The 26042-nt window shown below is 68.4% G+C and carries 24 protein-coding genes; 8 read left to right on the top strand and 16 right to left on the bottom strand.

Annotated elements, in window-relative coordinates; genetic code table 11:
• Window positions 1-132: 132 nt before the first annotated feature.
• Together Q8R27_RS10795 and Q8R27_RS10790 are read right to left on the bottom strand one after the other, a co-directional pair.
• Window positions 133-1335, bottom strand: a complete 1203-nt coding sequence (locus Q8R27_RS10795; protein ID WP_305699025.1) for a DUF1343 domain-containing protein — start codon at window positions 1333-1335, stop codon at window positions 133-135.
• Window positions 1336-1337: 2 nt separating this feature from the next.
• Entirely contained in the window at window positions 1338-1883 is a 546-nt protein-coding gene (locus Q8R27_RS10790) for a DOMON-like domain-containing protein (RefSeq protein ID WP_305699024.1), read from the bottom strand.
• A 186-nt stretch (window positions 1884-2069) separates the two neighbouring features.
• Between Q8R27_RS10790 and Q8R27_RS10785 the strand changes: the two genes are divergently transcribed.
• Window positions 2070-2933, top strand: coding sequence for a LysR family transcriptional regulator (locus Q8R27_RS10785; RefSeq protein ID WP_371134683.1), 864 nt, complete (start codon window positions 2070-2072; stop codon window positions 2931-2933).
• 6 nt (window positions 2934-2939) lie between these two features.
• Here the strand turns inward: Q8R27_RS10785 and Q8R27_RS10780 are convergent, their stop codons facing one another.
• Genes Q8R27_RS10780 through Q8R27_RS10765 form a run of 3 tightly spaced genes read right to left on the bottom strand, consistent with a single transcriptional unit; the run spans window position 2940 to window position 4768 of the window.
• Window positions 2940-3407 (bottom strand): GNAT family N-acetyltransferase, encoded by a 468-nt coding sequence (locus Q8R27_RS10780; protein ID WP_305699022.1) that lies wholly within the window; start codon window positions 3405-3407, stop codon window positions 2940-2942.
• Between the two features lie 4 nt (window positions 3408-3411).
• Complete coding sequence (locus tag Q8R27_RS14495) at window positions 3412-4146, bottom strand: TIGR02444 family protein (RefSeq protein ID WP_371134682.1); 735 nt, start codon at window positions 4144-4146, stop codon at window positions 3412-3414.
• Between the two features lie 25 nt (window positions 4147-4171).
• Complete coding sequence (locus Q8R27_RS10765; protein ID WP_305594346.1) at window positions 4172-4768, bottom strand: UbiX family flavin prenyltransferase; 597 nt, start codon at window positions 4766-4768, stop codon at window positions 4172-4174.
• Between the two features lie 130 nt (window positions 4769-4898).
• Here Q8R27_RS10765 and Q8R27_RS10760 point away from each other — a divergent pair, with 130 nt between their 5' ends.
• Window positions 4899-5072, top strand: a complete 174-nt coding sequence (locus Q8R27_RS10760; protein WP_305699021.1) for a DUF465 domain-containing protein — start codon at window positions 4899-4901, stop codon at window positions 5070-5072.
• A gap of 25 nt (window positions 5073-5097) precedes the next feature.
• Here the strand turns inward: Q8R27_RS10760 and Q8R27_RS10755 are convergent, their stop codons facing one another.
• The 3 genes from Q8R27_RS10755 to Q8R27_RS10745 all read right to left on the bottom strand — a co-directional run bounded on the left by Q8R27_RS10755 (window position 5098) and on the right by Q8R27_RS10745 (window position 8685).
• Window positions 5098-5745 (bottom strand): DUF1013 domain-containing protein, encoded by a 648-nt coding sequence (locus Q8R27_RS10755; RefSeq protein ID WP_305594350.1) that lies wholly within the window; start codon window positions 5743-5745, stop codon window positions 5098-5100.
• 173 nt (window positions 5746-5918) lie between these two features.
• The gene (ribB, locus tag Q8R27_RS10750) at window positions 5919-7076 is read right to left on the bottom strand and encodes a 3,4-dihydroxy-2-butanone-4-phosphate synthase (RefSeq protein WP_305699020.1); all 1158 of its coding nucleotides are present in this window, start codon (window positions 7074-7076) and stop codon (window positions 5919-5921) included.
• Between the two features lie 85 nt (window positions 7077-7161).
• Window positions 7162-8685: an ATP-binding protein gene (locus Q8R27_RS10745; RefSeq protein ID WP_305699019.1), complete on the bottom strand. Its 1524-nt coding sequence runs from the start codon at window positions 8683-8685 to the stop codon at window positions 7162-7164.
• Between the two features lie 134 nt (window positions 8686-8819).
• On the opposite strand from Q8R27_RS10745, the gene Q8R27_RS10740 reads away from it, so the two are divergent.
• Entirely contained in the window at window positions 8820-10046 is a 1227-nt protein-coding gene (locus Q8R27_RS10740; RefSeq protein ID WP_305699018.1) for a serine hydrolase, read from the top strand.
• Here the strand turns inward: Q8R27_RS10740 and Q8R27_RS10735 are convergent.
• Window positions 10003-11550, bottom strand: coding sequence for an MATE family efflux transporter (locus Q8R27_RS10735; protein ID WP_305699017.1), 1548 nt, complete (start codon window positions 11548-11550; stop codon window positions 10003-10005). The two genes, Q8R27_RS10740 and Q8R27_RS10735, sit on opposite strands and share 44 nt — an antisense overlap.
• A 203-nt stretch (window positions 11551-11753) precedes the next feature.
• On the opposite strand from Q8R27_RS10735, the gene rfbB reads away from it, so the two are divergent.
• From rfbB to rfbA, 3 genes are read left to right on the top strand one after another with little or no spacing between them, the layout of a single operon-like run.
• Complete coding sequence (gene rfbB, locus Q8R27_RS10730) at window positions 11754-12803, top strand: dTDP-glucose 4,6-dehydratase (RefSeq protein WP_305699016.1); 1050 nt, start codon at window positions 11754-11756, stop codon at window positions 12801-12803.
• Window positions 12800-13705: a dTDP-4-dehydrorhamnose reductase gene (rfbD, locus tag Q8R27_RS10725; protein WP_305699015.1), complete on the top strand. Its 906-nt coding sequence runs from the start codon at window positions 12800-12802 to the stop codon at window positions 13703-13705. The genes rfbB and rfbD overlap by 4 nt, the downstream gene beginning before the upstream one ends.
• Entirely contained in the window at window positions 13702-14598 is an 897-nt protein-coding gene (rfbA, locus tag Q8R27_RS10720; RefSeq protein ID WP_305699014.1) for a glucose-1-phosphate thymidylyltransferase RfbA, read from the top strand. Before rfbD ends, rfbA begins: the two co-directional genes overlap by 4 nt.
• Before the next feature lies 1 nt (window position 14599).
• Here rfbA and copD read toward each other — a convergent pair whose 3' ends face one another.
• Together copD and copC are read right to left on the bottom strand one after the other, a co-directional pair.
• Window positions 14600-15508: a copper homeostasis membrane protein CopD gene (gene copD / locus Q8R27_RS10715; protein WP_305699013.1), complete on the bottom strand. Its 909-nt coding sequence runs from the start codon at window positions 15506-15508 to the stop codon at window positions 14600-14602.
• Complete coding sequence (gene copC / locus Q8R27_RS10710) at window positions 15509-15868, bottom strand: copper homeostasis periplasmic binding protein CopC (protein WP_305699012.1); 360 nt, start codon at window positions 15866-15868, stop codon at window positions 15509-15511. It lies immediately after the preceding gene.
• Window positions 15869-16077: 209 nt separating this feature from the next.
• Here copC and Q8R27_RS10705 point away from each other — a divergent pair, with 209 nt between their 5' ends.
• Window positions 16078-16242, top strand: a complete 165-nt coding sequence (locus Q8R27_RS10705) for a hypothetical protein (RefSeq protein ID WP_305699011.1) — start codon at window positions 16078-16080, stop codon at window positions 16240-16242.
• Between the two features lie 440 nt (window positions 16243-16682).
• Here the strand turns inward: Q8R27_RS10705 and Q8R27_RS10700 are convergent, their stop codons facing one another.
• The 4 genes from Q8R27_RS10700 to Q8R27_RS10685 form a co-directional block, all read right to left on the bottom strand.
• Window positions 16683-17045, bottom strand: coding sequence for a YdbL family protein (locus tag Q8R27_RS10700; protein WP_305699010.1), 363 nt, complete (start codon window positions 17043-17045; stop codon window positions 16683-16685).
• Window positions 17046-17056: 11 nt separating this feature from the next.
• Window positions 17057-17248: a YnbE family lipoprotein gene (locus tag Q8R27_RS10695; RefSeq protein WP_305699009.1), complete on the bottom strand. Its 192-nt coding sequence runs from the start codon at window positions 17246-17248 to the stop codon at window positions 17057-17059.
• Window positions 17245-20256, bottom strand: a complete 3012-nt coding sequence (locus Q8R27_RS10690; RefSeq protein ID WP_305699008.1) for a YdbH domain-containing protein — start codon at window positions 20254-20256, stop codon at window positions 17245-17247. Before Q8R27_RS10690 ends, Q8R27_RS10695 begins: the two co-directional genes overlap by 4 nt.
• 130 nt (window positions 20257-20386) lie before the next feature.
• Window positions 20387-21928, bottom strand: a complete 1542-nt coding sequence (locus tag Q8R27_RS10685) for an NAD(P)/FAD-dependent oxidoreductase (RefSeq protein ID WP_371134681.1) — start codon at window positions 21926-21928, stop codon at window positions 20387-20389.
• Window positions 21929-22168: 240 nt separating this feature from the next.
• Here Q8R27_RS10685 and Q8R27_RS10680 point away from each other — a divergent pair, with 240 nt between their 5' ends.
• Window positions 22169-23971 carry a hypothetical protein gene (locus Q8R27_RS10680; protein WP_305699006.1) on the top strand — a complete coding sequence of 601 codons (1803 nt, stop codon included), beginning with the start codon at window positions 22169-22171 and terminating at the stop codon, window positions 23969-23971.
• On the opposite strand, the gene Q8R27_RS10675 is transcribed toward Q8R27_RS10680, so the two are convergent.
• The gene (locus Q8R27_RS10675; RefSeq protein ID WP_305699005.1) at window positions 23944-26028 is read right to left on the bottom strand and encodes a prolyl oligopeptidase family protein; all 2085 of its coding nucleotides are present in this window, start codon (window positions 26026-26028) and stop codon (window positions 23944-23946) included. The two genes, Q8R27_RS10680 and Q8R27_RS10675, sit on opposite strands and share 28 nt — an antisense overlap.
• Window positions 26029-26042 lie beyond the last annotated feature (14 nt).

Genomic DNA, 26042 nt, shown 5'->3' with positions numbered 1-26042 from the left:
CCGGCGTTTCCGACACCCTCCTGCCCGAGCGACTGACCCGTCACACGCTGGTGTTCTTCGGGCCGTTGATCGCGTTGGCGTTCGCCTTGCTGGCGGCAAGGCTGTTCTGGTTCGGATGGCGTTGAGGCGCATTCAGTACAGCAGGTAATCGCGTCGCTCTTCGACCCAGGCCTGTTCGTCCGGGCGGGTCAGGGCGTCCAGGTCGCCGGGTGTGGCGGCCGGGTCGTCGACCCATTCACGCAAGGCGGGGCCGCCGTTGATCACGTCGATGGCCAGCTTGCCGACCTCGTACTCGTAGGCGAAGTCGCGCCACAGCGGATAATCGGGGTGCAGGCGGCGGATCGCTTTGAACGCAAGCGTCTGCAGCCGCCAAGGCCGGAACGCCTGGTGGTCGTAGGCGGGCCCTTCCGTGTGGATCTGCACGCCGCTGCACAGCTTGCCGATATGCTTGTGGAAGGTGGGTTCGAACCAGCAGTCCCGCAGAATGCAGCCCTTCAGCCATTCGGGCGCCAACGCCTGCATCTCGGCGATCACCGCGCGCGCGTCGATGTCGGGGGCGCCGAACAGCTCCAGCGGCCGGGTCGTGCCGCGGCCTTCCGAAAGCGTCACGCCCTCGACCATCACTGTGCCGGCGTAGGCGCGCGCCATCCACAGGTTCGGGGCGTTGGGGCTGGGATTGACCCAGGCGCGCTCGCCCAGCGGCCAACCGAAGCCCGGGCCTTCGTCGGGTTTCCAGCCCTGCATCTCGATCACCCGGTACTCGACGTCGAGCTTCAGGGTCTTGATGAACCAGTGGCCGAGTTCGCCGAGCGTCAGGCCGTGGCGCATCGGCATGGGGCCGGCTCCGACGAAGCTCTCCCAGCCCGGGCGGAGCGTCAGACCCTCGACTGGCCGGCCGGCGGGGTTCGGACGGTCCAGCACCCACACCGCCTTGCCGGACGCCGCGGCGGCCTCGAGCACGTCACGCAGCGTAGTGAGGAAGGTGTAGATGCGGCAACCCAGATCCTGGAGGTCGACCAGCAGGACGTCGAAGCTCTGCATCATCGCTTCGGTCGGCTTGCGGACCTCGCCGTACAGGCTGAACACCGGCACGCCGTGCACCGGATCGTTGAAGTCGGGCGACTCCATCATGTTGTCCTGCTTGTCGCCGCGCAGGCCGTGCTGGGGCCCGAAGGCGGCGGAGAGTTTCAGGTCGCCGCAGGCGGCGAGCGCATCCAGCGAATGCTGCAAGCCCTGGCTCACCGAGGCCGGATGGGCCAGCAAGGCGACGCGGCGGCCTGCGAGCGGCGCGCGCAGTTCGGGTTCGGCGAGAAGCCGGTCCAGGCCGAATTTCATGACTACTCCGTTGGCGTGAGGTCGAGGGCGAAGCCGTCGGCGTGGTGGAAGTCGGGCCGCCCGGGAGGATGGGTCGCCGCCCAGTAGGAGATGCGCCCGCCGACCTCTTCGATCACCGCCGACAGCCCGATCCGCCAGATAGCGGTCGGCGGCAGGTCGCGGACACCGCCAAGATCCACAGCGACACTGAGCGTGAAACCGTCGGCGGCGGGGAGCATGATAACGCTCGGCGGCTCGATATCGGCCGGGGCCATGCCCTGGCGATAGCCGTCGAACCGATAGGCCGCCCATTGCGTCGACGGCGCGAAGTTGAACTCGTGGTAGGCTTCACCCGTCGGCGAATGCACGAACGCCTCCAAGCAGGTATGCCGCCAGAGTTCGTCGGTTCGCCGGGGCTCGGTCGGGCGTGGCAGCAGCAACGCGGCAGGCTCCGCGCGCACGCAGTATTCGAGCGTCAGCACGCCCCCGTCGGATCGCGCAGTGTGCGCTTCGATCTGCGTGACCGCCGTGCACGGCGAATCGGGATGACGCTTCAGATCCACTTTCATCAGGCCATCGTAGCCGCGTCGGCGGCTGGCGCCACGTTGCGGCGCGCGCTCTGCTTTCAGGCCAACAAGGTCTCGTGCATGTGGAGGCATGGCCAGAGCATTAGCCAGGGAAGCAACACGCGCAAACGATGATATATCAGGCTATGCCTGAGGTAATCTAGGTCATTGCACATGGATCACGCCCAATTGCCTCTCAACGCACTGCGGGCGTTCGAGGCCTCGGCGCGGCTGCTCAGCTTCACCGAGGCCGCGCGGGAGCTGTTCGTCACCCAGGCGGCGGTCAGTCATCAGGTGAAGGGGCTGGAGGCGCGCCTGGGCGTGTCGCTATTCACCCGGCTGCCGCGCGGGCTGGTGCTGACCGATGAGGGCCAGGCGCTGCTGCCGACGTTGAGCGACGCGTTCGAACGGATCGGCCGCGCCCTGCAGCGTTTCGAGGGTGGCGCCATGCGCGAAGTCCTGACCATCGGCGTGGTCGGCACCTTCGCCGTGCGCTGGCTGATGCCCAGGCTGCCGGCGTTCCGCGAGGCGCACCCGCTGATCGACCTGCGCCTGCAGACCCACAACAACAAGGTCGATCTGGCCGCCGAAGGGCTCGACCTGGCGATCCGGTTCGGCGACGGCGTCTGGCCAGGGCTGGTCGCGCAGGAGATTCTCACGGCCCCGCTCACGCCGCTCTGCGCGCCGTCGATCGCCTCGCGCCTGCAGGCGCCGCGTGACCTGATCAGCGTGCCGCTGCTGCGCTCCTACCGCCGCGAGGAGTGGCCGTCCTGGTTCAAGGCCGCGGGCGTGGAGCCCCCGACGCTCTCAGGTCCGGTGTTCGATTCCCTCAGCCTGATGGTGCAGGCCGCGCTGCTGGGCGCGGGCGTGGCGCTGGCGCCCGTGGCGATGTTCAGCCGCGAGCTCTACGCGCGCCAGCTCGTGCAGCCGTTCGCCATCAGCGTCGACACCGGCGGCTACTGGCTGACCCGCTTGCGGGTGCGTGCGCCCTCAGCGGCGATGCAGGCGTTCGCCGACTGGTGCGCCGAGCCGGCCTTCGCCGAGGCGGACTAAGACCAGCTAAAGGTCCAGGTGCAGGAACTGGTTGAAGTCGCCGGGTCCGTAGTCGGGATAGTCGGCGAAGGATTCGCCCGGCGTGAAGCCTCGCTTGGCGTACAGCGTGAGCGCCGCTTCGAAGGCGGCGCCACGCCCGGTCTCCAGGCTGAGGCGGCGATAGCCGCGCCGCCGCGCCTCGGCGATGATGTGGTCGAGGAGGGCGGCCGCCGCGCCCTGGCGCAGGTGCGCCGGGTCGGTGCGCATGGATTTGATCTCGCCGCCGCCGTCCGCCAACGCCTTCAGCGCAGCTATCCCCATCAGCGCCCCACCACGCCAGGCGCTCCAGACGGTGATGTCCGGCGACTCGAGGCCGGATCGGTCGAGGGCGAACGAATCGCCCGGCGTCGAATCGGCCTGCATGCCTGCCAGATGCAGCGCGATCAGAGCGCGGACGGCCTCGCCCGACAGGTTGTCCTCGCGGATGTCGATCATCGCGCTAGGCGATGATGTCGGGGGTGAGCTGGTCCTGGATGCGGGCGATCTCGTCCTTGAGAGAGAGCTTCTTGCGCTTCAGCCGCCCGATCACCAGCAGGTCGGGAAGCGGTATGGCCGACAGCGACTGGGCGGCCGCGTCGAGATCGGCGTGTTCCTGCATCAGCAGCACCAGGCGGGCGCGGGCCACGCGCTCGACTTCGTCCAGCGCCGCGTCGTCTTCAACGAGCTCGGGCCGGCGGTGGGCGCGTTCGACCGGCGCGCGTGACGACTCGATGGACAGCAGCGCACCGTCCAGCGCCGCGGCCAGGCGCGCCAGCTCCGGCTCAGGCGGCACCGCGCCCCAGGCCAGCGAAGCGGCTTTCAGCGCCGTCAGCGTATGTCCCTCGGCGCCGGCGGCCTCGGTCAGCAGTTCGAGGCTTTCAAGCAGGGCCTGCTCGGCGCGCAGTTCGGCGGCGGCGATCGCCTCGCGCGCCGCCAGCTGAGCGCCTGCGTCGATGCCCGGCGAAGGATCCCTGGCGGCCCGGCGCGCCGTGCGCAGCGGCGCGACCACGGTGTGCTCCCACGCCCGGACGGCTTCGGCGGCGTGCGTCAGGACCGGCGCGTCGACGGGCCCCGCCCATGCCGCCCACAACAGCAGCGACACGTTCTGGCCGTGCGAATCCTGCAGACGCAGGCAGTGTTCTGACACCCCCGGCCGCGCATAGGCGCCCTGCGCCCAGACCCACAGGCCGCTCATCGCATCACGCTCACTGGAACACCCTTCACAGGTCTCCTGCCGCCAGACCGTGACCGTCCCAGCGTTTGACGCGGTTCCAGTCGAGCCCGAAATGGTCCAACGCCCGCCCGACGGATTGGTCGATCACCTCGTCGAGCGATTGCGGGCGAGTATAGAACGCCGGCATGGGCGGGGCGATCACCGCGCCCATCTCGGCGAGCTGGGTCATGGTGCGCAGATGGCCCACATGCAGAGGCGTCTCGCGGATCATCAGCACCAGCGGACGGCGCTCCTTCAGGGTCACGTCGGCCGCCCGCGTCAGCAGCGAAGAGGTCACGCCGGTGGCGATCTCGCTCATGGTGCGCACCGAACACGGTGCGACCACCATGCCGAGCGTCTTGAACGATCCCGAGGCGACGGCGGCGCCCACATCGCCTGGTCGATAGGCGACGTCGGCGAGGCCCTGGATCTGCGAAAGCGTCACCTGGGTTTCCTGGGCCAGCGTCATCGCGGCCGCCCGACTCACAATCAAGTGAGATTCCAGACCTAGCTCGCTGCAGGCGTCGAGAACACGCAGTCCATAGACCGCGCCGCTGGCCCCGGAGATGCCCAAAACCAGTCTAGGGCGCTCGTTCTGTGTCATCCGCTGGCGCCCCTGCGCACGATTTCAAGGCGCCGTCGTAGCTTCGCCGGCTGCAACCATATGTGATCTGACACCAATGCCCAGCGGGTGTTCACTTCCCGACGTTCCGTAACTCAAGGAGACCTGCATCATGGCCGTTGAGGCTCGTATCCGTGAACTTGGCTCTCGACACGAAACTCTCGAGCGAGCCATCCAGGACGAGATTAGGCGACCCGCCGCCGACGACCTCAGACTCGCGGAAATGAAGCGCAAGAAGCTCAAGCTGAAGGAAGAGATGGAGTCTCTTCGCAGCAGCCTGAACTAGAGCGCATCACCGCACGCGAGGCCGATCAGGCCTCCGTCGAATCCTCGTCTTCGAAGACGTTCGCGTCTTCGGAGACGCCGGTTTCGGAGGCCGGCCGCAGGGTCGGGCCTTCCGGTTCCGTAACGCCGCGCTTGGCGTCTTCCTTGGCGCGCTTGTCAGCCGCCTTGCGGACCACCGCATCCAGCTCCATCTGCGTCGCCAGACCCAGGGTCACAGGATCCACCGGCTTGATCGCGCCCGAGTTCCAGTGACTGCGATTCCGCACCTGGTCGATGGTGGCCTTGGTGGTGCCGAGGATGCGCGCGACCTGGCTGTCGGGCACTTCCGGGTGGTTGCGCAGGAACCAGGCGATGGCGTCCGGGCGATCCTGGCGGCGCGACACGGGCGTGTAGCGCGGCGCCTTCTTCACCGGCTTCAACAACTCGGCGTGACGGCTCTTCTGAGCCTTCATGCGGTACTTCGAATCGTTCTGCGCGGCGTCCAGCTCTTCGCGGTTCAACTGGCCATTGGCGATCGGGTCGGCGCCGCGGATGTCGCGCGCCACTTCGCCGTCGGCGATGCCGCGCACTTCGAGCGGATGCAGGCCGCAGAAGTCGGCGATCTGGTCGAACGTCAGCGAGGTGTTGTCCACCAGCCAGACGGCGGTCGCCTTGGGCATGAGGATGTCGGTCATGCGTTTATGCTCGCTGCCAAAATGAAGGCGCCCGGCCTTTCGGCCGGGCGATGGGGTGTTCAGAGCGTCATATAGGCCCGTTCAGGCCCCAAGAAAACGACAATCGGCGATCCCGCCGATCCTCCTTGCGAAGCGGGGGAGGTGGATTTCGCCGCAGGGCGAGGAGCGGGCGCTCAGCCCAGCGCGCGGTGGTCGACGATCTTCAGGCCGTAACCGGTGAAGCCCGGCATCTGCGGCGCGGTGTTGGTCAGCAGGATCATGTCGCGCACGCCCAGATCCAGCAGGATTTGCGAGCCGATGCCATAGTCGCGCACGATGTTGGCGGTGACGTTGGGCTCGATGGTGGACTGGCCGTACCGCTCGGATAGCGACGCCGGATTGGGGTCGCGGATGAAGATCGCCACGCCCGCGCCGTCGTAGTCGGCGATCGCCTGCAGCGCCTTGGGCACGTAATCGTGACGGGCGTCGACGTGGCCCAGCATGTCGGCGGCGAAGTCGACCATGTGTACGCGCACCAGGGTCGCGCGGTTGGGTTCGATGCGCCCGCGGCTCAGCACCACGTGCTCGGTGCGGTCCAGTACGTTGCGGTAGATCAGCATCCGGAAACGGCCGGCGTAGGTCGACTCGAAGGGCGTCTCCAGCACCCGCTCCACCTGGCGTTCGGTGCGGCGGCGATAGGCGATCAAGTCGGCGATGGTGCCGATCTTCAGGCCATGGAGTTGGGCGAAGGCGACCAGATCCGGCAGCCGCGCCATCGAGCCGTCGTCCTTCATGATCTCGCAGATCACGCCGGCGGGGTTCAGGCCGGCCATGCGGGAGATGTCGACCGCGGCCTCGGTATGTCCGGCGCGCACGAGCACGCCCCCGTCTCGGGCGACCAGCGGGAAGACGTGGCCAGGCGAGACGATTTCGTCGGGCCCTTTGGTCGGGTCGATGGCGACGGCGACGGTGTGCGCGCGGTCATGGGCGGAGATGCCGGTGGTGACCCCGTCGCGGGCCTCGATCGAGACCGTGAAGGCGGTGCCGTGGCCCGACTGATTGTCATGCGCCATCGGCGGCAGGCGTAGCTGGCGGGCGCGCTCGGCGGGGATCGACAGGCAGATCAGGCCGCGCGCGTGACGGGCCATGAAGTTAATCTGCTCCGGCGTCGCGAACTGCGCGGGGATGATCACATCGCCTTCGTTCTCGCGGTCCTCGGCGTCCACCAGGATGTAGGGGCGGCCGTTGCGGGCGTCTTCGATGATGTCCTCGATCGGCGAGATCGCGGAACTGAGCGAGTCCTCCGCTCGGACGGGTGAGGCGGAGTCGGTGACGAGTTGGGGGCGCTTCATGAGCCGGCTCTCGGGATGGACAGGTCGCCCATCAATAGCACGAGGGGGCAGGAGACAAGCGACCAGTCTGGGAGCGCGGTCCTATTCAGCCCGCTGCGGCGCGGTCGCTCTCAGCACGGGCGCCATCCTTGCAAAGCGCATCCTGCAGCGCCGCCACCAGCGCGCGGGGCGAGAGGGGCTTGCCGACATGGCCGTTCATCCCGGCGGCGCGGTAGGACTCGACCTGGGCCGGCAGGGAGTTGGCGGTCATCGCCACGATTGGCGTGTGCGCGGCTGGTCCGTCCAGGCGGCGGATCGCGCGCGCCGCATCGACGCCGTCCATCACGGGCATCTGGATGTCCATGAAGATCAGATCGAAATTCTGTCGGCGGGCGGCCTCGACACCCTCGCGGCCGTCGTCGGCGGTCTCCACGGAGGCCCCCAGGTTTTCGAGCATCTTGGTGGCGATCAGTCGGTTGGTCGGATTGTCCTCGATCACCAGTACGCGCGCGCCGTCCAGCCAGAGGCCGCTCGGGGCGACGGTCTCGTCCGGAGCAGCCGCGCGTGGCGCCGGCACGCGCAGACGGAACGTGGAGCCGCGCCCGACCTGGCTCTCGAAGGTGATCTCGCCGCCCATCAGAAGCAGCAGCCGCTGGGTGATCGCCAGACCCAGGCCGGACCCGCCGTGGCGTCGCGTGGGCGAGCTGTCGGCCTGGCTAAAGCCTCCGAACAGCGCGTCCTGCGCGGCCGGGGTGATGCCAACGCCAGTGTCCTCGATCTCGATCTTCAATTCCTGAGAGTCGTCGACGCCGCTGACCATGACCCGGACCTCGATCCAGCCCGCGTCGGTGAACTTCACTGCATTGCCGACAGTGTTGAACAGGATCTGGCGCAGGCGCACCGGGTCGCCGACGAACCAGACCTCGCTGTCGGATTTGACGAGGCGCAGGCTCAACCCCTTGGCGCGGGCTTGCGGCGCCAGAAGGTGCGTGACGCTGTCCAGCACCGCGTTCAATTCGACCGGTTCGCGCACGATGTGCATTTCGCCGGCTTCCATGCGGGCGAAGTCGATCAGGTCGTTGAGCACCTCCGTCAACATGCCGCCGCACGCCAGCGCGTCGCCCAGCAATCTGCGGCCGTCGCTCGACAGGGTCTCAGCCTTGAGCAGGTGCAGGATGCCCAGCACGCCGTTCATCGGGGTGCGGATCTCGTGGCTGATGTTGGCGATGAAGTGCGCCTTGGCCTGATGCGCGGCCTGGGCGGCCTGCTCGGCCAGCACCGCCGCGGTGATGTCGCGCATGGCGACGACCACCGTTTGGTCGGCGAGGCGTTTGAGGTGCGCGCGCACCCAAAGCCATTGGTCGCCGCGCGCTCTCAGGCGGAATTCGAAGCTGCCTTCGCCGTGTTCGCGGACCACGCGGCGGCGCTCCTGGGCCAGCTCACGTTCGTCAGGGTGATGAAAGTCGGTGGCAGGCTGGCCCACCGTCTCGTCCTGCGACCAACCTGTAGCGGCGACCCACGCGGGGTTGACCCCGGCAATGCGTCCGTCACGAATGATCAGGAACAGGTCGAGTCCGTTCGCGAAGAACCAGTTCGCGGCCTCGATGTCCTGGATCGGACGCGCCGTCATGGCTAAGCGACTTTCGTGATGCTTCCCGGTGATGGAGGCAACCTCACCTGGGAATGTGAATTTTCGATTGAATTACGTCATCGCACAATCGCGGGTGGCGCCGCATTTAACGGTGAAGCTTGGAGAAATCGGCGATGAACGACGTCACGGCGCTTGGCTTTTCGAAGGACCGGCTGCGCCGACTCGATGAGTTCATGCAGTCGCGCTACGTGGCCTCTGGTCGCTTTCCCGGCGTCCAGGTGCTGATCGCACGCGGCGGCGAGATCGCCCATTCCAGCGTCCTTGGCCTTCGCGACGTCGAACGCGGCCTACCGGTCGAGGACGACACGATCTTCCGCATCTACTCGATGACCAAGCCGGTCACGAGCCTGGCCTTCATGATGCTGGTCGAGGAGGGGCTGGTCGCGCTGGATGATCCGGTGGCCAAGTTCATCCCGCAGTGGCGCGATCTGCAGGTCTTCGCGGCGGGCGGGCCCGTGGCCTTCCGCACCCGCCCGACAGCACGCCCGATGCAGATCGTCGACCTGCTGCGCCATACCTCCGGCCTCACCTACGGCATCCAGAACCGCACCAACCTGGACGCCGCCTACCGGGGCCTGCACCTGGCCGAGCTGGGCTATGACGACACCCTGGACGACATGATCGAGGCGCTGGCGGCGCTGCCGCTGGAATTCTCGCCGGGCGAGGCCTGGAACTACTCCGTGGCCACCGATGTGCTCGGCTATCTGGTGGGCAAGATATCCGGCGTGCCCTTTGACCAGTTCCTGCAGCGCAGGATCTTCGATCCGCTGGGGATGGTGGACACCGGCTTCCACGTGCCCGCCGACAAGGCCTCGCGGTTCGCCGCCTGCTACAGCGCCACGCCTGAGGGCGGACTGGCTTTGCAGGACGATCCCGTGACCAGCCCGTACCTCAAGCCTGCGACGCTGTTGTCCGGCGGCGGCGGCCTGGTGTCGACCAGCGCCGACTATCTGCGGTTCTGCCGGATGCTGGCGCGGGGCGGGGAACTGGACGGCGCGCGGCTGGTCGCGCCGATGACCCTGGCGCTGATGCGTGCGAACCACTTGCCCGGCGGGCGCGACCTGGCGGAGATGTCGCAGTCGCTGTTCTCCGAGGCGACCAACGCCGGCATGGGGTTCGGCCTGGGTTTCGCCGTGGTGGAGCATCCGGCGCGCACGCTGATCCCCTGCAGCGTCGGCGAATACTTCTGGGGCGGCGCGGCCAGCACCGCCTTCTGGATCGATCCCGTCGAGGACCTCATCGTCATCCAGATGACCCAGGTGCTGCCGTCCAGCGCCTATCCCATCCGGCGCGAACTCAGGACCCTGGTCTATTCGGCGATGATGGAGCGTCGCGGCTGACCAACGCCTCAGCGGCTTCTTCAGCGGCCTCAGTCTCCTCGAAGCCGATCGGCGGGCTTAGTCCTGTGTCGGGGAGCGAGCCGCGCGGGCGGGTGTCCATCATCCGCGCCTTGCGCCAGCCGCCCCAGCGATAATAGGCGAGCGCGAAGACGCAGGTGGCGATGCCGCCCAGCGGAAACGCCATCCACACCGCGTCCGCGCCCAGGCGAGACTGCAGCAGGACCGCGAAGGGGATGCGCACGCCCCATAGGGCCAGCGCCATGGCCACGAGCGGCGGCCACACAGCGCCTGTGGCGCGCGCCGTTCCGGCCAGCACGAAGGCGATCCCGAACGGGATGAAGCCCCACAGCGCATAGCTGTTGATATGCATGGCGATCGGCAGCGACGGGCTGGCGCCCGGCAGGAACAGCCGCAGCACGTAGGGCTCGACCGCATAGATCAGCAGCACCGGCGTGGCGGTGAGCAGGATGGCGTAGGCCGAGCCGATCAGCGCCGCGCGCTCCACCCGGTCCATGCGGTTCGCGCCGACGTTCTGGGCGGCCATCGAGGAGACCGCGCCGCTCATCGCCAGCGCCGGCATCTGCACATAGGTCCAAAGCTGCGCGGCCGCGCCGTAGGCCGCCGCGGTGTGGGACCCATAGCGGTTGACGAAGCTCATCATGCTGACCGCGGCCAGGGAGGTGACCATCATCTGCAGCGCCATCGGCATGCCCTTCAGCACCAGCGCCTTGACGATGATGAAGTCGGGCTTCAGCAGCCCCCACTCCGACGGGCGCAGCACCAGGATGCTGTTGGTGCGGTAGAGGTGGATCAGGATCATCGCCAGGGTTGTGGTCTGGGCGATCAGGGTGGAGGTCGCGGACCCCGCTATCCCCATGCGCGGAAACGGCCCGATCCCCATGATCAGCAGCGGGTTCAGGACGATGTCGAGGCCGACGCTGAGCAGGGAGAAATAGAACGGCGTGCGCGAATCTCCCGTCGCCCGCTGGGCCATCATCAGGAACGAGAAGAAGTACATGAACGGCATCGCCGAGAAGATCACCCGCAGGTAGATGATCGCGTTCTCGCGGGCGTCGGCGGGCGTGCCCATCAGGGTCAGGATGGCCGGCGTCAGCAGCGCGCCGGACGCCCCGATCACCAGCGACAGCAGGATGAAGAACGCGGTGGCGGTGCCGACGACCCGCTTGGCGGCGACGGGATCGCCAGCCCCGATCGCCTGGCCGATCAGTATGTTCGCGGCCATGGTCGCGCCGAACGCCGCGCCCAGCATCAGGAAGAAGATCTGGTTGGCGTTGGACGTCGCGGTCAGCGCCGCCTCGCCCAGCGAGTGGCTGACCCAGATGGCGTTGGCGGACCCGTTCAGCGACTGCAGCACGTTGGAGCCCAGCAACGGGAGGGCGAACAGGATCAGGGTCTTGCCGATCGGCCCGCTGGTCAGGTCGCGGCCAGGACGTCGGCCCGGCGGGGCCGGACGCGCTTGGGCCGGCGCGGCGGGTTCTGTCATCGGCGGTTTGCGGATCTTGGCTGAAGGCGCTTGGCGCGGCCGGAACCGCGCAAGGATAGGGTGTGGCCGAGGCCCGCTCAAGCTGCGTGGCGGTGATGGCGCACGGGTGCAGCGCCTTGAGCGCGCCTCGTTTCGCTGTATGAGGCTAGATTCATGCGCAGAACCTCGCGGCGCCTTCGCCGCCCATGCTTCCGGATCACCGAATGAAACTCCTGGTCACCGGAGGCGCGGGCTTCATCGGCTCGGCTGTGGTGCGTCGCGCAGTCGCCCAGGGGATCGAGGTGGTGAACCTCGACGCCCTGACCTATTCGGCCAACCTCGCGAACGTCGCCAGCGTCGCCGACAGCCCGCTCTACGCCTTCGAGCACGTGAACATCTGCGACGCGCAGGCGGTGCGTGAGGTGTTCGCTCGCCATCGTCCCGACGCGGTGATGCACCTGGCCGCAGAATCGCACAACGACCGGGCCATCGAAGACCCGCTGAGCTTCGTGCAGACCAACGTCATCGGCACCGGCGTTCTGCTGGAAGCCGCCCGGGAACACTGGCGCGCCCTGCCGAAGGCCGGGCAGGCGGCGTTCCGCTTCCACCACGTCTCCACCGATGAAGTGTTCGGCGCGCTGGGCGAGGACGGGGCGTTCAGCGAGACGACGCCCTACGATCCCAACTCGCCCTATTCGGCCAGCAAGGCCTCCGCCGACCACCTGGTGCGCGCCTGGTCGCGGACCTTCGGCCTGCCGGTGGTGATCACCAACTGCTCGAACAACTACGGCCCGTACCAATTCCCCGAAAAGCTGATCCCGACGGTGATCTCCCGCGCGCTCGAGGGGAAGACCATCCCCGTCTATGGCAAGGGGCTGCAGGTGCGCGACTGGCTGCATGTCGACGACCACGCCGAAGCGCTGCTGCTGGTGCTGGAAAAGGGTCGCCTGGGCGAGACCTATGCGATCGGCGGCGACGCCACCAAGCCGAACATCGAGCTGGTCAACATCCTCTGCGCGCACCTCGACGCTCTTGCGCCGGCCAACGGCCCGCACGCCGACAAGATCGCCTTTGTCACCGACCGGCCCGGTCATGACTTCCGCTACGCCATCGACGCGTCCAAGCTGCGCAACGAACTGGGATGGCGGCCCCGAATCGCCCTCGGCGACGGGTTGGAGGACACGGTGCGCTGGTACGTCGAGAACCGTGACTGGTGGCAGGCGATCCGCGACCGCGGCTTCGAGAGCGAGCGCCAGGGCCTGGTGAAGGCATGACCTTGCGCGCCCTGCAGTTCGGCGCGTCCGGCCAACTGGCGCGTGAGCTGTGCGACCGCGCCGGCGAGAGGGTGGAGATCAAGGCGCTGTCGCGCGCCGACGTCGACCTGATGGACACTGCCGCCGTCGCACGCGCCATCGGCGCGGAGCCCGTGCTCGACCTGGTGATCAACGCCGCCGCCTACACCGCTGTCGACAAGGCCGAAGACGAGCCGGACCTGGCCTACGCGATCAACGCCTGGGCGCCGGCGGCGATGGCGAAGGCCTGCGCTGAGCGCGGCGCGGCGCTGGTGCATATCTCCACCGACATGGTGTTCTCGGGCGCGAAGGCCGCTGCCTACGTCGAAACCGACGCTCCGGCGCCGCTGCACGTTTACGGGGCCTCGAAGCTGGCCGGCGAGCAGGCGGTGCTGGCGGCCTGCGACCGCGCAGTCGTGTTGCGGGTGTCGTGGCTGTTCTCGGCCTACGGGCAGAACTTCCTGCAGGCGATGCTGAGGCTCGCCCAGTCGCAACCGCGCCTGCGGGTGGTCGCCGACCAGCGGGCCCGGCCAACCGCCAGCGGCGACCTCGCCGCCTTCATCCTGGATCAGGCCCCCAGGCTGGCCGCCGCGCCGGCCGGCGCCAAGGAATGGGGCTTGCTGCATTTCACCAACGCCGGCGTGACGACCCGTCACGAGATGGCCCAGGCGATCTTCGCGCTCGCCTGGCCTGACCGGCCCCCGCCCGAGATCGAGCCGATCGCCACCCGTGACTTCCCGACGCCCGCCCGCCGTGCGCTCAACGCCGAGTTGGACTGCTCGCGGCTGGCGCAGGTGTTCGGCGTCACCCCCAGGCCCTGGCGCGACGCGCTGGGCGAAGCCATCGCCGCGCTCGCCGCCGCGCAGGATCGGAAAGTCGCATGAGGCGAGGCATCGTCCTGGCCGGGGGCTCCGGCACCCGGCTACATCCGCTGACGCTGGCGGTCTCCAAGCAACTGCTGCCGATCTACGACAAACCGATGATCTACTATCCACTGTCGGTGCTGCTGCTGGCTGGCGTGCGCGAGATCCTGATCATCACCACGCCGGAGGACCAGGCTGGCTTCAAGCGCCTGTTGGGCGACGGCTCGCAGCTTGGCGTGCGTTTCGAATACATCGTCCAGGCCAAGCCCGACGGCCTGGCCCAGGCGTACATCCTGGGCGAGGAGTTCGTCGGCGGCGAACCCAGCGTGATGATCCTGGGCGACAACATCTTCTTCGGTCAGAACTTCGGCCAACTCCTGCGCAAGGCCGACGAAAGGGCGGCCGGCGCCACGGTCTTCGGCTATCCGGTCACCGATCCGGAGCGCTACGGGGTGATCGAGCTCGCGCCCGACGGCCGAGTGCTGGGCATCGAGGAGAAGCCGGTCCAGCCGAAATCCAACTACGCGGTAACCGGCCTGTATTTCTACGACGGCCGCGCCAGCGAACTGGCGAAGACGCTCAAGCCCTCCGAGCGGGGCGAACTGGAGATCACCGCGCTCAACGCCCGCTATCTCGAGGACGACGCCCTGCATGTGGAACTGCTCGGGCGCGGCTTCGCCTGGCTGGATACCGGCACCCACGACAGCCTGATCCAGGCGGGGGAGCTGATCCGCACGCTGGAGCAGCGCCAGGGCCTGCGCATCGGTTGTCTTGAAGAGGTGGCGTTTCGCATGGGGTGGATAAACCGCGAGCAGCTTGCCGACCTGGGCCGCGCTCAAGCCAAGAGCGAATACGGGCAGTATCTGCGAGATCTGGCCGCCAGGCCTATCGGCCAAGACGAGCCGGCGGAGTAGTTCAGCCGGCCTCTGCGCCCGGGGGCAGGGTGCCCAGCACCGCAACCAGCGCCAGCACCGCCCCTCCCAGCGCCTGTTCAGTCCAGATGTGGGTGCGCAGGCGCGTGAACATCTTCTCGTCGCTCGCGCCGTCCGGGCGCAACAGGCGAGGGCTGATCCAGAAGCGGTTGGCCGCGGCCAGGGCCAGCATCGCCAGGAAGGCGCCGATCTTCACGGTCAGCACCTGCCCGTATTGCGTCGTCAACATCGCCTCGACCGATCCCACCAGCAGCCAGCTGTTGAACACCCCCGACACCAGCAGGGCCGCCACCGCCGCGTAGCCCATGCCGGAGAAGCGGTGGACCATGCGGGCGAGCGCCGCGGCCTGGCCCGTATCGGCGGCGCGGGTCATGGCCAGCGCCGCCAGCGGGATCAGCCCGCCCAGCCAGGCGCCCGCGCCCAGCAGGTGGGCCGCATCGCTGGCCATGTGCAACAGCCCCAACGCGCCCTGCTTGGCCTGGGTATGGCCGGTCAGCGCGATACTGGCCAGAAGGACCGCCGAAAGGATCGCCGGCAGCCGCTCGCCCCGTCGCAGCAGGATCTCGCCGAGGACGCCGCCGGTCAGGATCAGCCGCGCGGCCCAGGCGTGACCGAAGTCGGTGTCGACGATTACCGTCCACAGGGTCTCAGGGTCCCAAACGCCGGCGATGTCCCCGCTCATCTGGGCGGCGACCGCGGCCAGCCACAGCAGGCCGGTGACCAGGGCTATCGCTGCCGCCGGAGCCAGCATCGCGCGGATGCGCGCCTCGGCGGCCGGCGGCCGCCAGGCCTCGCGCCGGAAGGCATAGATCGGGAAAACCGCCGCGCCGAACAGCGCGATCACCGCCAGATAATGCAGCAGACGCGCGACGACGACGAGGGTCTCGACCATCTAGCGGACCGTGAAGCGGTAGTGGCCCTTCATGCGGTGCGTGTCGGCGGACACGCAGAACCATTCCACGTCGTAAGGACCAGGCGCGAGCTTGGCCTTCACCGGCACGATCAGCACGGATTTGTCGGCGCCGGCTTTCGGCTTGCCGACCGCGACCTTCTTGCCCGCGCCGTTCTTCAGCGTCAGGCCGGAGAACTTGGTCACCACCTCCTCCGAGAAAGTGATGCGGATCTCGGCTGGCGGAGCGGACATGCCGTCCACGGCAGGGGCGGCCGATTCCAGATAGGCGTGAGCCTCTGCGGCGCCCGCAAGCGACGATGCGGCGAGGGTAAGCAGAACGGCGGCGAGCTTGGGCGACATGACGCACTCCTTGTGGGGAACGAGGTTTGCGAGACCCCTCGTGCACACAACCTACTCGCGCCAGGAAAGGTTGAGAACCGCCACGCTGACGGTTGCGGCGCCTTTGTTGCTCGTTGTTCGTCGGGCGCGGGTTTCGCGTCCCGCGACGGGACAGGTCCGGGGGCTTTGGGCCGGATCGGCCCCGCCGCGAACAGTCAAGGAGCATGGCCATGGCCAAGTTCGATATGTACGCGGAGAACTACACTTCGCCGGTTCGGCGCCCGCCGACGCGCGACCTCGTCCGTGGCAAGCGCCCGATCGCGCCGTTCGTCCTGGGCGTGGCGCTGTGGACGCTGCTAGCGACATTCGTCGGCTACGTGGTGCTGGCCCTCTAGGGTCCGCTAACGCTTTCGCGGCCAGACCAGATTTCGACTGCGCTGCGCGGCGCCCAACCGCGAATAAGTCGATGGCGGCGTGCGCTGGAAGATGATGTTCAGCATCTGATCCCCGTCCAGGTCCTCAGACGGGGGTTCGCCGAAGACCTCGATCCACAGGCTCCTGGCCTCTTGCTGAATTCGTTCAGTCCTGGACACGATCGCTACCCATGACGTGCCAACCCTGGCAGACGTCCTACGTTCCCACGTTCCTGTTAATTAACCCTGATGTCGGCGCGATCGCGTTCGACGGCGCTAGCGCAAACGAAAGCCCCGGCCTCTGAGGAGGCCGGGGCGATCTTTTGGGGGCGGCCCACAAGTCGGGGGGGCGTCTGAGCCGCCACACTTCATCAACGAGCGTGATTCAGCCGGGTTCCAGACGTTCGCGCAGTTTTCGGCGATTATTTACGCACCCACGCGCCGTCGGGTGTGCGGTAGTATTCGCCCGGTTGGAGCTTCAGCGTCACCACCTGTTGGAAGGTGGCGGCGCCCGCGGCCTGCGGGGTCACGCCGTTGCGCGCCGCGGCCTCACGATAGAGCTGGGCGCGGCCGGCGTTGATCTCGTCGACCGCGGCTTTCACGGCGGCGTCGGAGGAGCCGCGAACGAAGCCAAGATAGCCGTCGGACTGTTCGCCAACCGCGCCTTGAGCCTTCGCCTGGTCGACCACGGCCTTGGCCTGGCCGGTCTGTCCGGCCGCCGCGGTGACCAGCAGCATCGCGCCGGCCGCCCCGGCGATCGCCGCCATAAGATTACGCCGCCTCATGATGATGTCCTTCAGAACAGGTTCGGATTCTTCTGGATCAGCGCCTTGACGTCCTCGTCGAGGCGCAGCCGTACGTCGGCGTCCAGCTTGGCGTAGATGGTGATCGGTTTAACATCCACATGAACGGTGGGCGCGCAGGCCCCCGCCAACAGGGTCAGGCCCAGGGCGGCGCAGGCGGAAACGCCCTTCGTGCGACTGATCATGGGGTCGTGGTCTCCGATGGCCCTGGCGCCGTATTGGCGGGTGCAGGCTGAACGGCGGCTGAACCGCGTAGCTGCTGATAGCCCGCATAGTCGCCCAGCAACTGGTCCAGGTTCAAGGACGTGTCCAGAGTCAGGTCCACTTTGGTGCCGGACGGCAGCGGCAGCTCGCGTTCAAGGAACTTGTTGCGGATCAGGTCGGCGGCGGAGATCCGGATCTCCTGATGGGTCGGCGGCTGGTGCTCGCCCTTGACCCGCAGCACCACGCCTATGCGGCCCTGCGGCAGGCTGTCGATGCGCGCACTGAGCTCGGTGAAAGTCAGGTGTTCCATGGCCTGGTAGGCGAAGTCGGTGAAGGCGTTGGGGGCGGGTGCGTCCGGTGCGTCCGGTGCGGCCTGGGTCGTCGCCGCGACGCCGGTCAGCGCCTCGCGCTTCAGCGACAGCTTGCCGGGCTCGATGGCGTGCAGCTCGCCCTGCGAGATGCGGAAGCCTTCCTGGATCACCGTGAACGGGATGCGCCCGTCCACCTTGGCCTGCAGGTCCATGCGGTCGGCGAAGGGCGACGCCTCGACCAGGTCGGACAACTGCACGTCCTTGAGGCTCAGCGTCCCGCCCCAGGGCGCGCCGGGCTTGAGCGGCAGCGTGAAGGCTTCGGCGCTGATGACGCCGCCGGCCAGGTTCGCCGTCGCGCCGTCGACCCGCAGCGCTTCCGGCGTCAGGGCGAAGCCCACGCGCAGGTCCGTCAAGCCGCTGGCGGCCGCGATGCGCTGGACGCTGAGCGCCTGGCCAGGCGGTGTCTCCAACGGCGCGAGGCTGGAGAAGGTGATGTCGCCGGACAGCCCGGTGACCGGGCCGGCTGGGCTCTGGAAGTCCAGTTCGTCGATCTCCAGGAAGCCCTGACTGGCCGTACCCGCGGTCGTCCAGTCGAAGCCGCCAGAGAAGTGCGCCCGCCCGCGAGCGGGTGAGCCGATCGCCGACGCCAGGGGCGACAACTCGGCCGGTTGCAGCCCGCCCTCGGCGAACACCAGGTCGGCGGCGTCGAGCACCACGCGGCCCACGCCCTGCGACACGTCATGGCGGAGCTCCGCGACGCCCAGGTCGCGGTTCGCCCCGTCGGCGAGGGTCAGCTTGGCGCTCCAGATGTCGCCTGCGACCCCGGCCACACCCGCGGCGCGCAGGGGGCTGAAGCGACGCACCGAGGCCAGGTCCGTGATCCGGGCGCCGCGCACATCGAAACGGCCGCGCATGACGCCTTTGGCGATCCCAAAGCCGAGCGGTCCGGCGGCGTCTTCAAAGCTCGCTTCCAGGAACGGTGCGCGGGCGCGCAGGGCGCGCACCGTCGCGTTCGTACGCCAGTCGCCGCCGCGCGCGGTCACCAGCGGTCCGCCGGATGGGCAGAGGCTGAGGCTCAGATCCTCAAGATCGTTCTCGCCCAGTTCCAGATGCTTCGCCCGGATCGGCAGGCAGCCGCCAGTGGCGAGCGTCGTGGTCGGGCCAATGACCCGCAGCGTGACGGCGCTTTGCGTTGAGAAGCCGTGCAGCGGACCGAAATCGCCCTGGGCCGCCAGTCCGCCGTCGAACGCGACGCCGCCGTTCACCGTCCGCCACCGGCCGCCTGTCAGAGCGACACGTGGAAAACCGCCGCCGCTCGCCAGCGCCTCGAACGCGCCGCCGCCCGGCCCGATCAGCGGCTGGCTGCGCGAGGGGGAGACGATCACTGTCAGGCCGCCGGCGCCGGCGAGCCGCGCGGGCTGGCTCAGGGCGAGCCGCAGGCCGTCGTCCAGGGTGATCCGAACCCCCGGCGCCGTGGCGCGGAAGTCGGCCAGTCCGCGCTTCAGGGCCGCGATCTGCGGCATGTCCTTGGCCTCGACACGCCCAAGTGAAGTGAGCGCGCCGGCCGAGGCGGCCGATCCGGCGAGGTTGAGTCGCGCGGGACCCTGGGCGCGCCATTCGCCGGCTCCCGCCAGGTCGACGGTGAGGCTGCGCAGGCGCGCGTCGCCGCTGCGCAGGGAATCGACCACGGCTTTCACCGTCATCCGTGCATTGAGCTGGTCGCCGCCGTTGCGGCTCCAGGTCGCCGTCTCGGCGCGCAGGTCGACCTTCGCCGGGCCGATCTGCAAGTCACCGTGGGCCGCGGAGACCGCGTGGGCCATCAGCGCCGCCTGGCCGCTCAGTGTCAGGGTTTCGATCCAGCCTGCGGCCACGCCGTCAAATCGGCCCTCAAGCATTGCGCCCTTCAGGCTCGCGCCGCTGCTGGTCAGTGTGGCCGCCTCGCCGTTCAGGGTCAGCGTCACCCGACCATCGCCGCGCCGCCGCTTGAAGTCCGGGTAGGGCAGATCGCCGGCGATCCGCAGGCGCGCGTCGTCCAGGCGCGTCTGCGCGACCTCCAGACGGGTGAGCGGCAGGTCGAGCGCCAGCGCCACCCGGTCGCCCCGGGTGTTCAAGGTCAGCCGGCCAGGTCCAGCAGCGGCCGATCCGGCAGGCCCGCGCAGGGCCGCCTGGGCCAATCTCGCGTCGAGGGCCAGCAGCTTGCCGTCCTCCAGCCTGGCGTCGGCGTTCAGCCGTACGATCCCGTAGTCGGTGTCGAGACGCAGCGTGCCGTTCTCGATAGTGACCTTGGGCTGGCGGGCGTCGGGTCTGGGAGGTTTGCGGGTGAATTCCGCGATCAGCGGGTCGAGGGCGCCGGCGCTGAGCTTCCCGTTTCGCCACCGCGCCTTCAGCACCGGACGCACCAAGCGCACGGAGCTCACGTCCAGACCCAGAGGCCTGCCAGACCACGGACCGGCGAGACCGTACGAAATCTCCGCCCGTTCGGCGGCGAAATCCGGATCGCCTGTTGGGCCGGCGGTCACCGCGCCGGTGAAGCCGGTAAGGCCGAAGGCCTCGACCCGGGCGTCGGCTTCGACCCCGTGACTATGTAGCCAGCCGATCAGCGCCTCACGCGCGATCGCTCGCCTGGCCGCCCAGACGGCGATGAGCGCCAGGGCCACCAGCAGACAGACGGCGAGCACGACCCGCGCCCCTCGGGACCGGGACTTGGGCGTGCGCGCAGATGGGGGATCGGTGTGGGTCACTCGGCGGCGTTTTCGAACGTCAGCCTATGTGATCTCCGGCCCGCCGCAAGGCGGCGGCGCCATTGGGTCAGACCGCCGCGCTGGTCATCGCCGGCGCATGGCTCTCGGATTTGACGCGGCGCGGGACCAGACGCTCGCTCTTCAGGGCCTCTTCGGCGCCCGACAGGCCGGCTTCGCCGTATTCGGCGTCCTCGTTCACCTGCCACACGTCGTAGATGCGCTCGCCAGCCAGGATGTTCTCGACCGTCAGCATGGCGGTCATCATCGCGTGGTCCTGGTTGTTGTACTTGTGCATGCCGTTGCGGCCGACCAGGTGCAGGGTCGGGAAGTTCCGCTCCAGATCGACGCGTACCGCCTCGACGTTGGCCTGATAGGCGTCGTCGTAGACCGGATAGGCCTTTTGCTGGCGCACAACGCAAGCGTCGACCACGTCTTCAGGGCGGACCAGACCTATGTGGCCGATCTCGCGCTTGGCCAGCTCAATCAGGTCTTCGTCCTTGGACGCCCACAGGCCGTCGCCCTCGAAGCAGAAGTATTCCATGCCCAGGCAGGCGTAGCCGTCCTGGGGCACCATTTCCGGCGACCAGGACGCAAAGTTCTGCACCCGCCCGACCTTCACCGACGGGTCGTGGATGTAGATCCAGTTATCCGGGAATTCGGCCGGGCTCTTGGCGATCAGCGCCACGGTGAGGAAGTCGCGATAGCGCAGTTGCTTGGCGGACGGCCGGCTGGAGGGCGCGGGGCTGAGCGCGCTGGTCAGTTCGACGATCGGAGCCGAGGAGATCACGTGGCGCGCCGTGACCACATGCTCGCCGCCGGCGGCGTCGGTCGAAGTCACGGTCCAGACCTTGTTCCTGGCGTCCCAAGCCGCACCCTGCATCGTGCGGTCCATGAGCACCTTGCCGCCGAAGCCCTGCATCTTGGCGGCCGCGGCGTCCCACATCATGCCGGGGCCGCGCCGGGGGTATTGGAAGGTCTCAAGCAGGGTCTTGGCGGTGGAGCCGTCAGTCTTGCGCTTGATGCCGAGGGAACGGGTCAGGCCGTCGCGCACCGCGATCGCCAGGTCCAGCCCCTTGATGCGCTGCGCGGCCCAGTCGGCCGAGATCTCGTCGCAGGACATGCCCCACACCTTCTCGGTGTAGGTCTTGAAGAAGATCGAGAACAGGCGCTCGCCGAACTGGTTGCGCACCCACTGGTGGAAGGTCTTCGGCTGCTTCACCGGTGCGACCCGGGCGTAGGCGTAGGACAGCACGCACGCCGCGCTGTTCAGCAGGCCCAGCTTGAACAGCGCCTCGAAGGCCTTCAGCGGGTAGGCGAAGAATTTGCCGTTGTAGAAGATGCGCGACAGGCGCGGCCGCTCGATGAAATCGTCGGGCAGGATCTCGCGCCACAGGTCGACCACTTCGCGCGACTTGGAGAAGAAGCGGTGGCCGCCAATGTCGAACAGGAAGTCCTTGTAGTTCACGGTGCGGCTGATGCCGCCCAGGTAGATTGGGTCGCGTTCGATCACCGTCACCGCACGGCCCTTCTTGGCCAGCAGATAGCCCGCGGTCAGGCCGGCCGGCCCCCCGCCGATGATCAGAACCTCGGTGTCAGTCTGCACGCGCACGACTTCCTGTCAGTTAGCGGACAATCGCGCCGCCGGAGCCCTCGCGCCTCACCTGTTGGCGGCTCCGCTACATTACCAGCGCGAAGGCCTCAAGGTTCGGTCGCGCGAGCGAGATTTTCGCCATCGATCACTTTCTGTGCGCCTGGCGTCGGCGCAGACGGCAACGTCGGCTAATAAACTTTAGGTCGCGTAAACCCGGATGCGGGAAGGCTGCCGCATCGATCCCGTGCGGGAGATATCATGACCTCCCGGCCCGCGCCTTCGCCTCATCTGAACGCGCCGACCTGGGCCTGCGCACTCGGTGTTTCCCTCGTCGTGGCAGGGATTCTGCTGCTGATCGCGGGCGCCGACGTGCATCGCACCCTGGGCGACACGGACGACGCCATGCGGCTGGTCAACGTGCGCGCGCTGATGGACGGGCAGGGCTGGTGGGACCAACGCGTCGCTCGCCTGCAGCCGCCGATCGGCATGGACATGCACTGGTCGCGACTGATCGACGGCGCGCTAGTTGGCATGACGACGTTCTTTGAATTGCTGATGGAGCGACCGCGCGCCGAAGACGCGACGCGGATGATCTGGCCGTTGCTGTGGGTGTTCCCGGCGGCATGGGCGGCGATGTCGATCGCGCGCCGCTTCGGCGGCGGACAGGCGATGGCCCTGTGCGCGCTGCTGCTGATCATCAACCCGCTGCTGTTTGGCCAGTGGCGCCCAGGCCGTATCGACCATCACGATGTCCAGATCGCCCTGACCCTGGCGGCCTTGGCCGGAGCGGTGAGAGGGGACCGCGCCGGGGCGCTGCTGGCCGCGCTGACCAGCGCGCTGGCGCTCGCCGTGGGTCTGGAATGCCTGCCGTTCGTGGGACTGATCGGTGCGGGCCTGGCGCTGCGTTTCGTCCTCGCCCCGGCGGATGGCGCGCGTCCGGCGGCCGCCTACGCGGTCGCGCTGCCCGCCGCGCTGACCCTGCTCTACGCCGTGCAGACCGCGCCGTCGCGATGGGCCACGCCGTTCTGCGACGCCCTGGGCGCCAACCTCTGGGGGGCGGTGATGATCGCCGGCGTCGGCCTTTGCGGCGTCATCGCCTGGTCGCAGAACAAGAGCCTCACCGCGCGTCTGGCGGCGCTGGGGGCGGTGGGTGTCGCGGCCGCATTCGCTTATCTGGCGCCGGAGCCGCGCTGCCTGGGCGGCCCGCTGGGCGCGGTTGATCCGGCCTTGCGGGCGATCTGGCTGTTGCAGGTCGACGAGATGCAGCCGCTGCTGACGACGCTGATCTCGCAACACTCCGACCAGGCCGCCGCAGCTTTGGTGATGATCGTCCTGGGCGTCGCGGGCTGGATCTGGCTGGGCGTCCGGGGCTGGTCACGCGACTTCGGATGGATGATGGCCGGGGCCTGCCTGATCGCCGGACTGGTCGCCGCGCTGCAGGCCGGCCGCATCGCCAATTACCCGTTCTGGATCGCCGCCCCGCTGGTCGCCGCGGGCCTCGCAGTCGTCTCGGCGTGGTGGTTCCGTGGCGCGCTCCTGCCCGGCGTCGCGTTGCTTTGCCTGACCTCTCAGGCGGTCCTGCTGCCGGCGCTCGACGCGGCGCCGGGCTGGAAGCAACCAGTCTCCGCCGCCGCCGCCGACCCGGAGCGCTGCGACCTTGACGTGGCCTATGCGCACCTCGCGTCCCAGCCGAAGGGCCTGGTACTGGCCGAGATCGATCTGGGCCCGTTCATCCTGGCCGACACCGTCCACTCGGTGGTCAGCGCCCCCTATCACCGGGCCGAGCGGGGCATTCTGGGCGCCAATACCGCGCTGGCTTCGACACCGCAGAACGACGAGGCGGCGGTGCGCTCGCTGGGGGTGGACTACGTCGTCGCCTGTCCGGCCCGGCGCAAGAACCGCAACCATGAAGGCCTGGGCGCGGCCAGCTTGCAGATGCGCCTCGACCGCGGCGAGGTTCCGGCCTGGCTGGAGCCGCGCTCAACCGCGACCGAAGCCTTGCAGATCTATGCGGTGAGCGCAGCCCCGACGGCTCAATCCATCAATTTGCGCGTCAGGTAGGTGTATTCCAGCGCCACCCGCTTGGCCGTCTCGTTGAGGTTGGCCGCCGCCGCGTGCCCGCCGTCGATGTTTTCGTAATAGAGATAGGAATAGCCCAGCGCCTTCAGTCGGGCCGCGGCCTTGCGTGCATGCGCCGGATGCACGCGGTCGTCCTTGGTGGAGGTCTCGATATAGACCTCGGGGTAGGGCTTGCCGGCGCGCAGGTTCTGATAGGGCGAATAGGTGTCGATCACCGCCCGCTCGGCCGGAATCGCCGGGTCGCCGTATTCGCCGACCCAGGAGGCGCCCGCCCCGATGTGGGTGTAGCCGATCATGTCGAACAGCGGCACCTGGATGACGATGGCGTTGTAGAGTTCCGGACGCTGGGTCAGGGCCACGCCCATCAGCAGGCCGCCGTTCGATCCGCCCATGATCCCCAGGCGTCGCGGGCTGGTGATCTTGCGGGCGATCAGGTCCTCCGACACCGCGAAGAAGTCGTCGTAGACCCGCTGGCGGTTCAGCTTCAGCCCGGCGTTGTGCCAGCGTGGCCCGAACTCGCCGCCGCCGCGGATGTTGGCGACCACATAGACGCCGCCGCGCTCCAGCCACAGCTTGCCGGTGACGCCTGAGTAGGACGGCGTGATCGAGACCTGGAAGCCGCCATAGGCGTACAGTAGCGTCGGCGCGGTCCCGTCCAGTTTCAGGTCCTTGCGATGGACCACGAAGTAGGGGACCCGCGTCCCGTCCTTGGAGGTCGCCCAATGCTGGTCGACCTGCAGGTTCGAGGCGTCGAAACGCGCGGGCATGGTCTTCAGCACCTCGCCCGCGCCGCTGGCCGCGTCCGCCAGCCGTTGGGTGTTGGGGGTCAGGAACCCCGCGACATTGACCAGCATCCGGTCGTCGCGCTCCGACGTCGAGGCGATCGACACCGAGACGTCCCCGGGCATTTCCAGCGCCTTCGACGTCCAGCCGTCGGAGCCGTGGGCGAAGCTGACGATCCCGCCTTTCACGTTCTCATAGAGCGCCACCACAAGCCGGCCCCGCGTGGTCGCCACCTGTTCGATCGCCTGGCTCTCGCTGGGTCGCAGCACCAGCACGCCGCGCGCCGTGGCGGGCGTAGCCTTCAGGGCCGCCAGGTCGTAGGCGACCAGGTCGCCTTCGCGGAACCCCTGCTCGGGCCATTCTTGTTCCAGGGTCAGGATCAGCTGGCCGTCCACCAGGCCCTGGAGCGTCGACCGTAGCGGGAACGGCAACTTCTTCGCACCACCGGCGGTCAGCAGGTGATACTCGGCCTCGAAGAAGCTGACCTGGCGCTGGGCGATCACCGCCTGAACGTGGCCGTCGGCGTCGCGCAGCACAGCTGGCTGCACGGCCACGTCGGTCTTCGCGCCGCGGAACAGCTCGCGCGCTGCGCTGAGCGGGGTTCCGCGTTTCCACGCCTTGAGCACGAAGGGATAACCGGACTCGGTGAGCGTATCGGCGCCCCAGTCGCGGCCGATCAGCAGCGTGTCGGTGTCGATCCAGGCGACGTCCTGCTTGCTTTGCGGCGAGACGAAGCCGCCGGAAACGAAAGCGCCCGTGCGGGTGTCGAATTCGCGAACCTCGACCGCGTCCTTGCCGCCGTCGGAGAGTTGCACCAGGCAGAGGCGCTCCTCGGGCGCTAGGCAGTTCGCGCCCTTCCACACCCAGTTGGCCTTCTCGGCCGCCGAGACCGCGTCGAGGTCGAGGATCGTGCGCCACTGCGGAGCGGGTTTGCGGTAGCTGTCGAGGCTGGTGGTGCGCCAGACGCCGCGCACGTGGGCGGCGTCCTGCCAGAAGTTGCGGAGTTCACCCTCGCCGGCGAAGTCGACCGCCGGGATGCGGTCCTTGGCGGTGACGATCGACAGAGCGTCGGCGTGCAGGCCGGCATAGCGTGGATCGTTCTGCAGGATCGGGAGCGACCTGGCGTTCTCGGCGCGCGCGAAGGCCAAAGCCGGCGCACCCTCGATCTCCTCGAGATAGGCGTCGGGGTCTGGCGCGGGCGCGGCGGCGAGCGTGGTCATGGCGGCCAGTACGATCAGGGCTGTGCGGAGGAGCATGGCCCGACCTTCGC

Origin of the sequence: Phenylobacterium sp., from assembly GCF_030697305.1 — a bacterium.
GTDB lineage: Bacteria > Pseudomonadota > Alphaproteobacteria > Caulobacterales > Caulobacteraceae > Phenylobacterium.
This window is presented reverse-complemented; position numbering and strand designations above follow the sequence as displayed.

Bases quoted from the DNA above. Each gene is read 5' to 3' on its own strand.
- Q8R27_RS10795 (WP_305699025.1), bottom strand. From the start codon at position 1,335: ATGAAATTCGGCCTGGACCGGCTTCTCGCCGAACCCGAACTGCGCGCG.
- Q8R27_RS10790 (WP_305699024.1), bottom strand. From the start codon at position 1,883: ATGAAAGTGGATCTGAAGCGTCATCCCGATTCGCCGTGCACGGCGGTC.
- Q8R27_RS10780 (WP_305699022.1), bottom strand. From the start codon at position 3,407: ATGATCGACATCCGCGAGGACAACCTGTCGGGCGAGGCCGTCCGCGCT.
- Q8R27_RS14495 (WP_371134682.1), bottom strand. From the start codon at position 4,146: ATGAGCGGCCTGTGGGTCTGGGCGCAGGGCGCCTATGCGCGGCCGGGG.
- Q8R27_RS10765 (WP_305594346.1), bottom strand. From the start codon at position 4,768: ATGACACAGAACGAGCGCCCTAGACTGGTTTTGGGCATCTCCGGGGCC.
- Q8R27_RS10760 (WP_305699021.1), top strand. From the start codon at position 4,899: ATGGCCGTTGAGGCTCGTATCCGTGAACTTGGCTCTCGACACGAAACT.
- Q8R27_RS10755 (WP_305594350.1), bottom strand. From the start codon at position 5,745: ATGACCGACATCCTCATGCCCAAGGCGACCGCCGTCTGGCTGGTGGAC.
- ribB (WP_305699020.1), bottom strand. From the start codon at position 7,076: ATGAAGCGCCCCCAACTCGTCACCGACTCCGCCTCACCCGTCCGAGCG.
- Q8R27_RS10745 (WP_305699019.1), bottom strand. From the start codon at position 8,685: ATGACGGCGCGTCCGATCCAGGACATCGAGGCCGCGAACTGGTTCTTC.
- Q8R27_RS10740 (WP_305699018.1), top strand. From the start codon at position 8,820: ATGAACGACGTCACGGCGCTTGGCTTTTCGAAGGACCGGCTGCGCCGA.
- Q8R27_RS10735 (WP_305699017.1), bottom strand. From the start codon at position 11,550: ATGACAGAACCCGCCGCGCCGGCCCAAGCGCGTCCGGCCCCGCCGGGC.
- rfbB (WP_305699016.1), top strand. From the start codon at position 11,754: ATGAAACTCCTGGTCACCGGAGGCGCGGGCTTCATCGGCTCGGCTGTG.
- rfbD (WP_305699015.1), top strand. From the start codon at position 12,800: ATGACCTTGCGCGCCCTGCAGTTCGGCGCGTCCGGCCAACTGGCGCGT.
- rfbA (WP_305699014.1), top strand. From the start codon at position 13,702: ATGAGGCGAGGCATCGTCCTGGCCGGGGGCTCCGGCACCCGGCTACAT.
- copD (WP_305699013.1), bottom strand. From the start codon at position 15,508: ATGGTCGAGACCCTCGTCGTCGTCGCGCGTCTGCTGCATTATCTGGCG.
- copC (WP_305699012.1), bottom strand. From the start codon at position 15,868: ATGTCGCCCAAGCTCGCCGCCGTTCTGCTTACCCTCGCCGCATCGTCG.
- Q8R27_RS10705 (WP_305699011.1), top strand. From the start codon at position 16,078: ATGGCCAAGTTCGATATGTACGCGGAGAACTACACTTCGCCGGTTCGG.
- Q8R27_RS10700 (WP_305699010.1), bottom strand. From the start codon at position 17,045: ATGAGGCGGCGTAATCTTATGGCGGCGATCGCCGGGGCGGCCGGCGCG.
- Q8R27_RS10695 (WP_305699009.1), bottom strand. From the start codon at position 17,248: ATGATCAGTCGCACGAAGGGCGTTTCCGCCTGCGCCGCCCTGGGCCTG.
- Q8R27_RS10680 (WP_305699006.1), top strand. From the start codon at position 22,169: ATGACCTCCCGGCCCGCGCCTTCGCCTCATCTGAACGCGCCGACCTGG.
- Q8R27_RS10675 (WP_305699005.1), bottom strand. From the start codon at position 26,028: ATGCTCCTCCGCACAGCCCTGATCGTACTGGCCGCCATGACCACGCTC.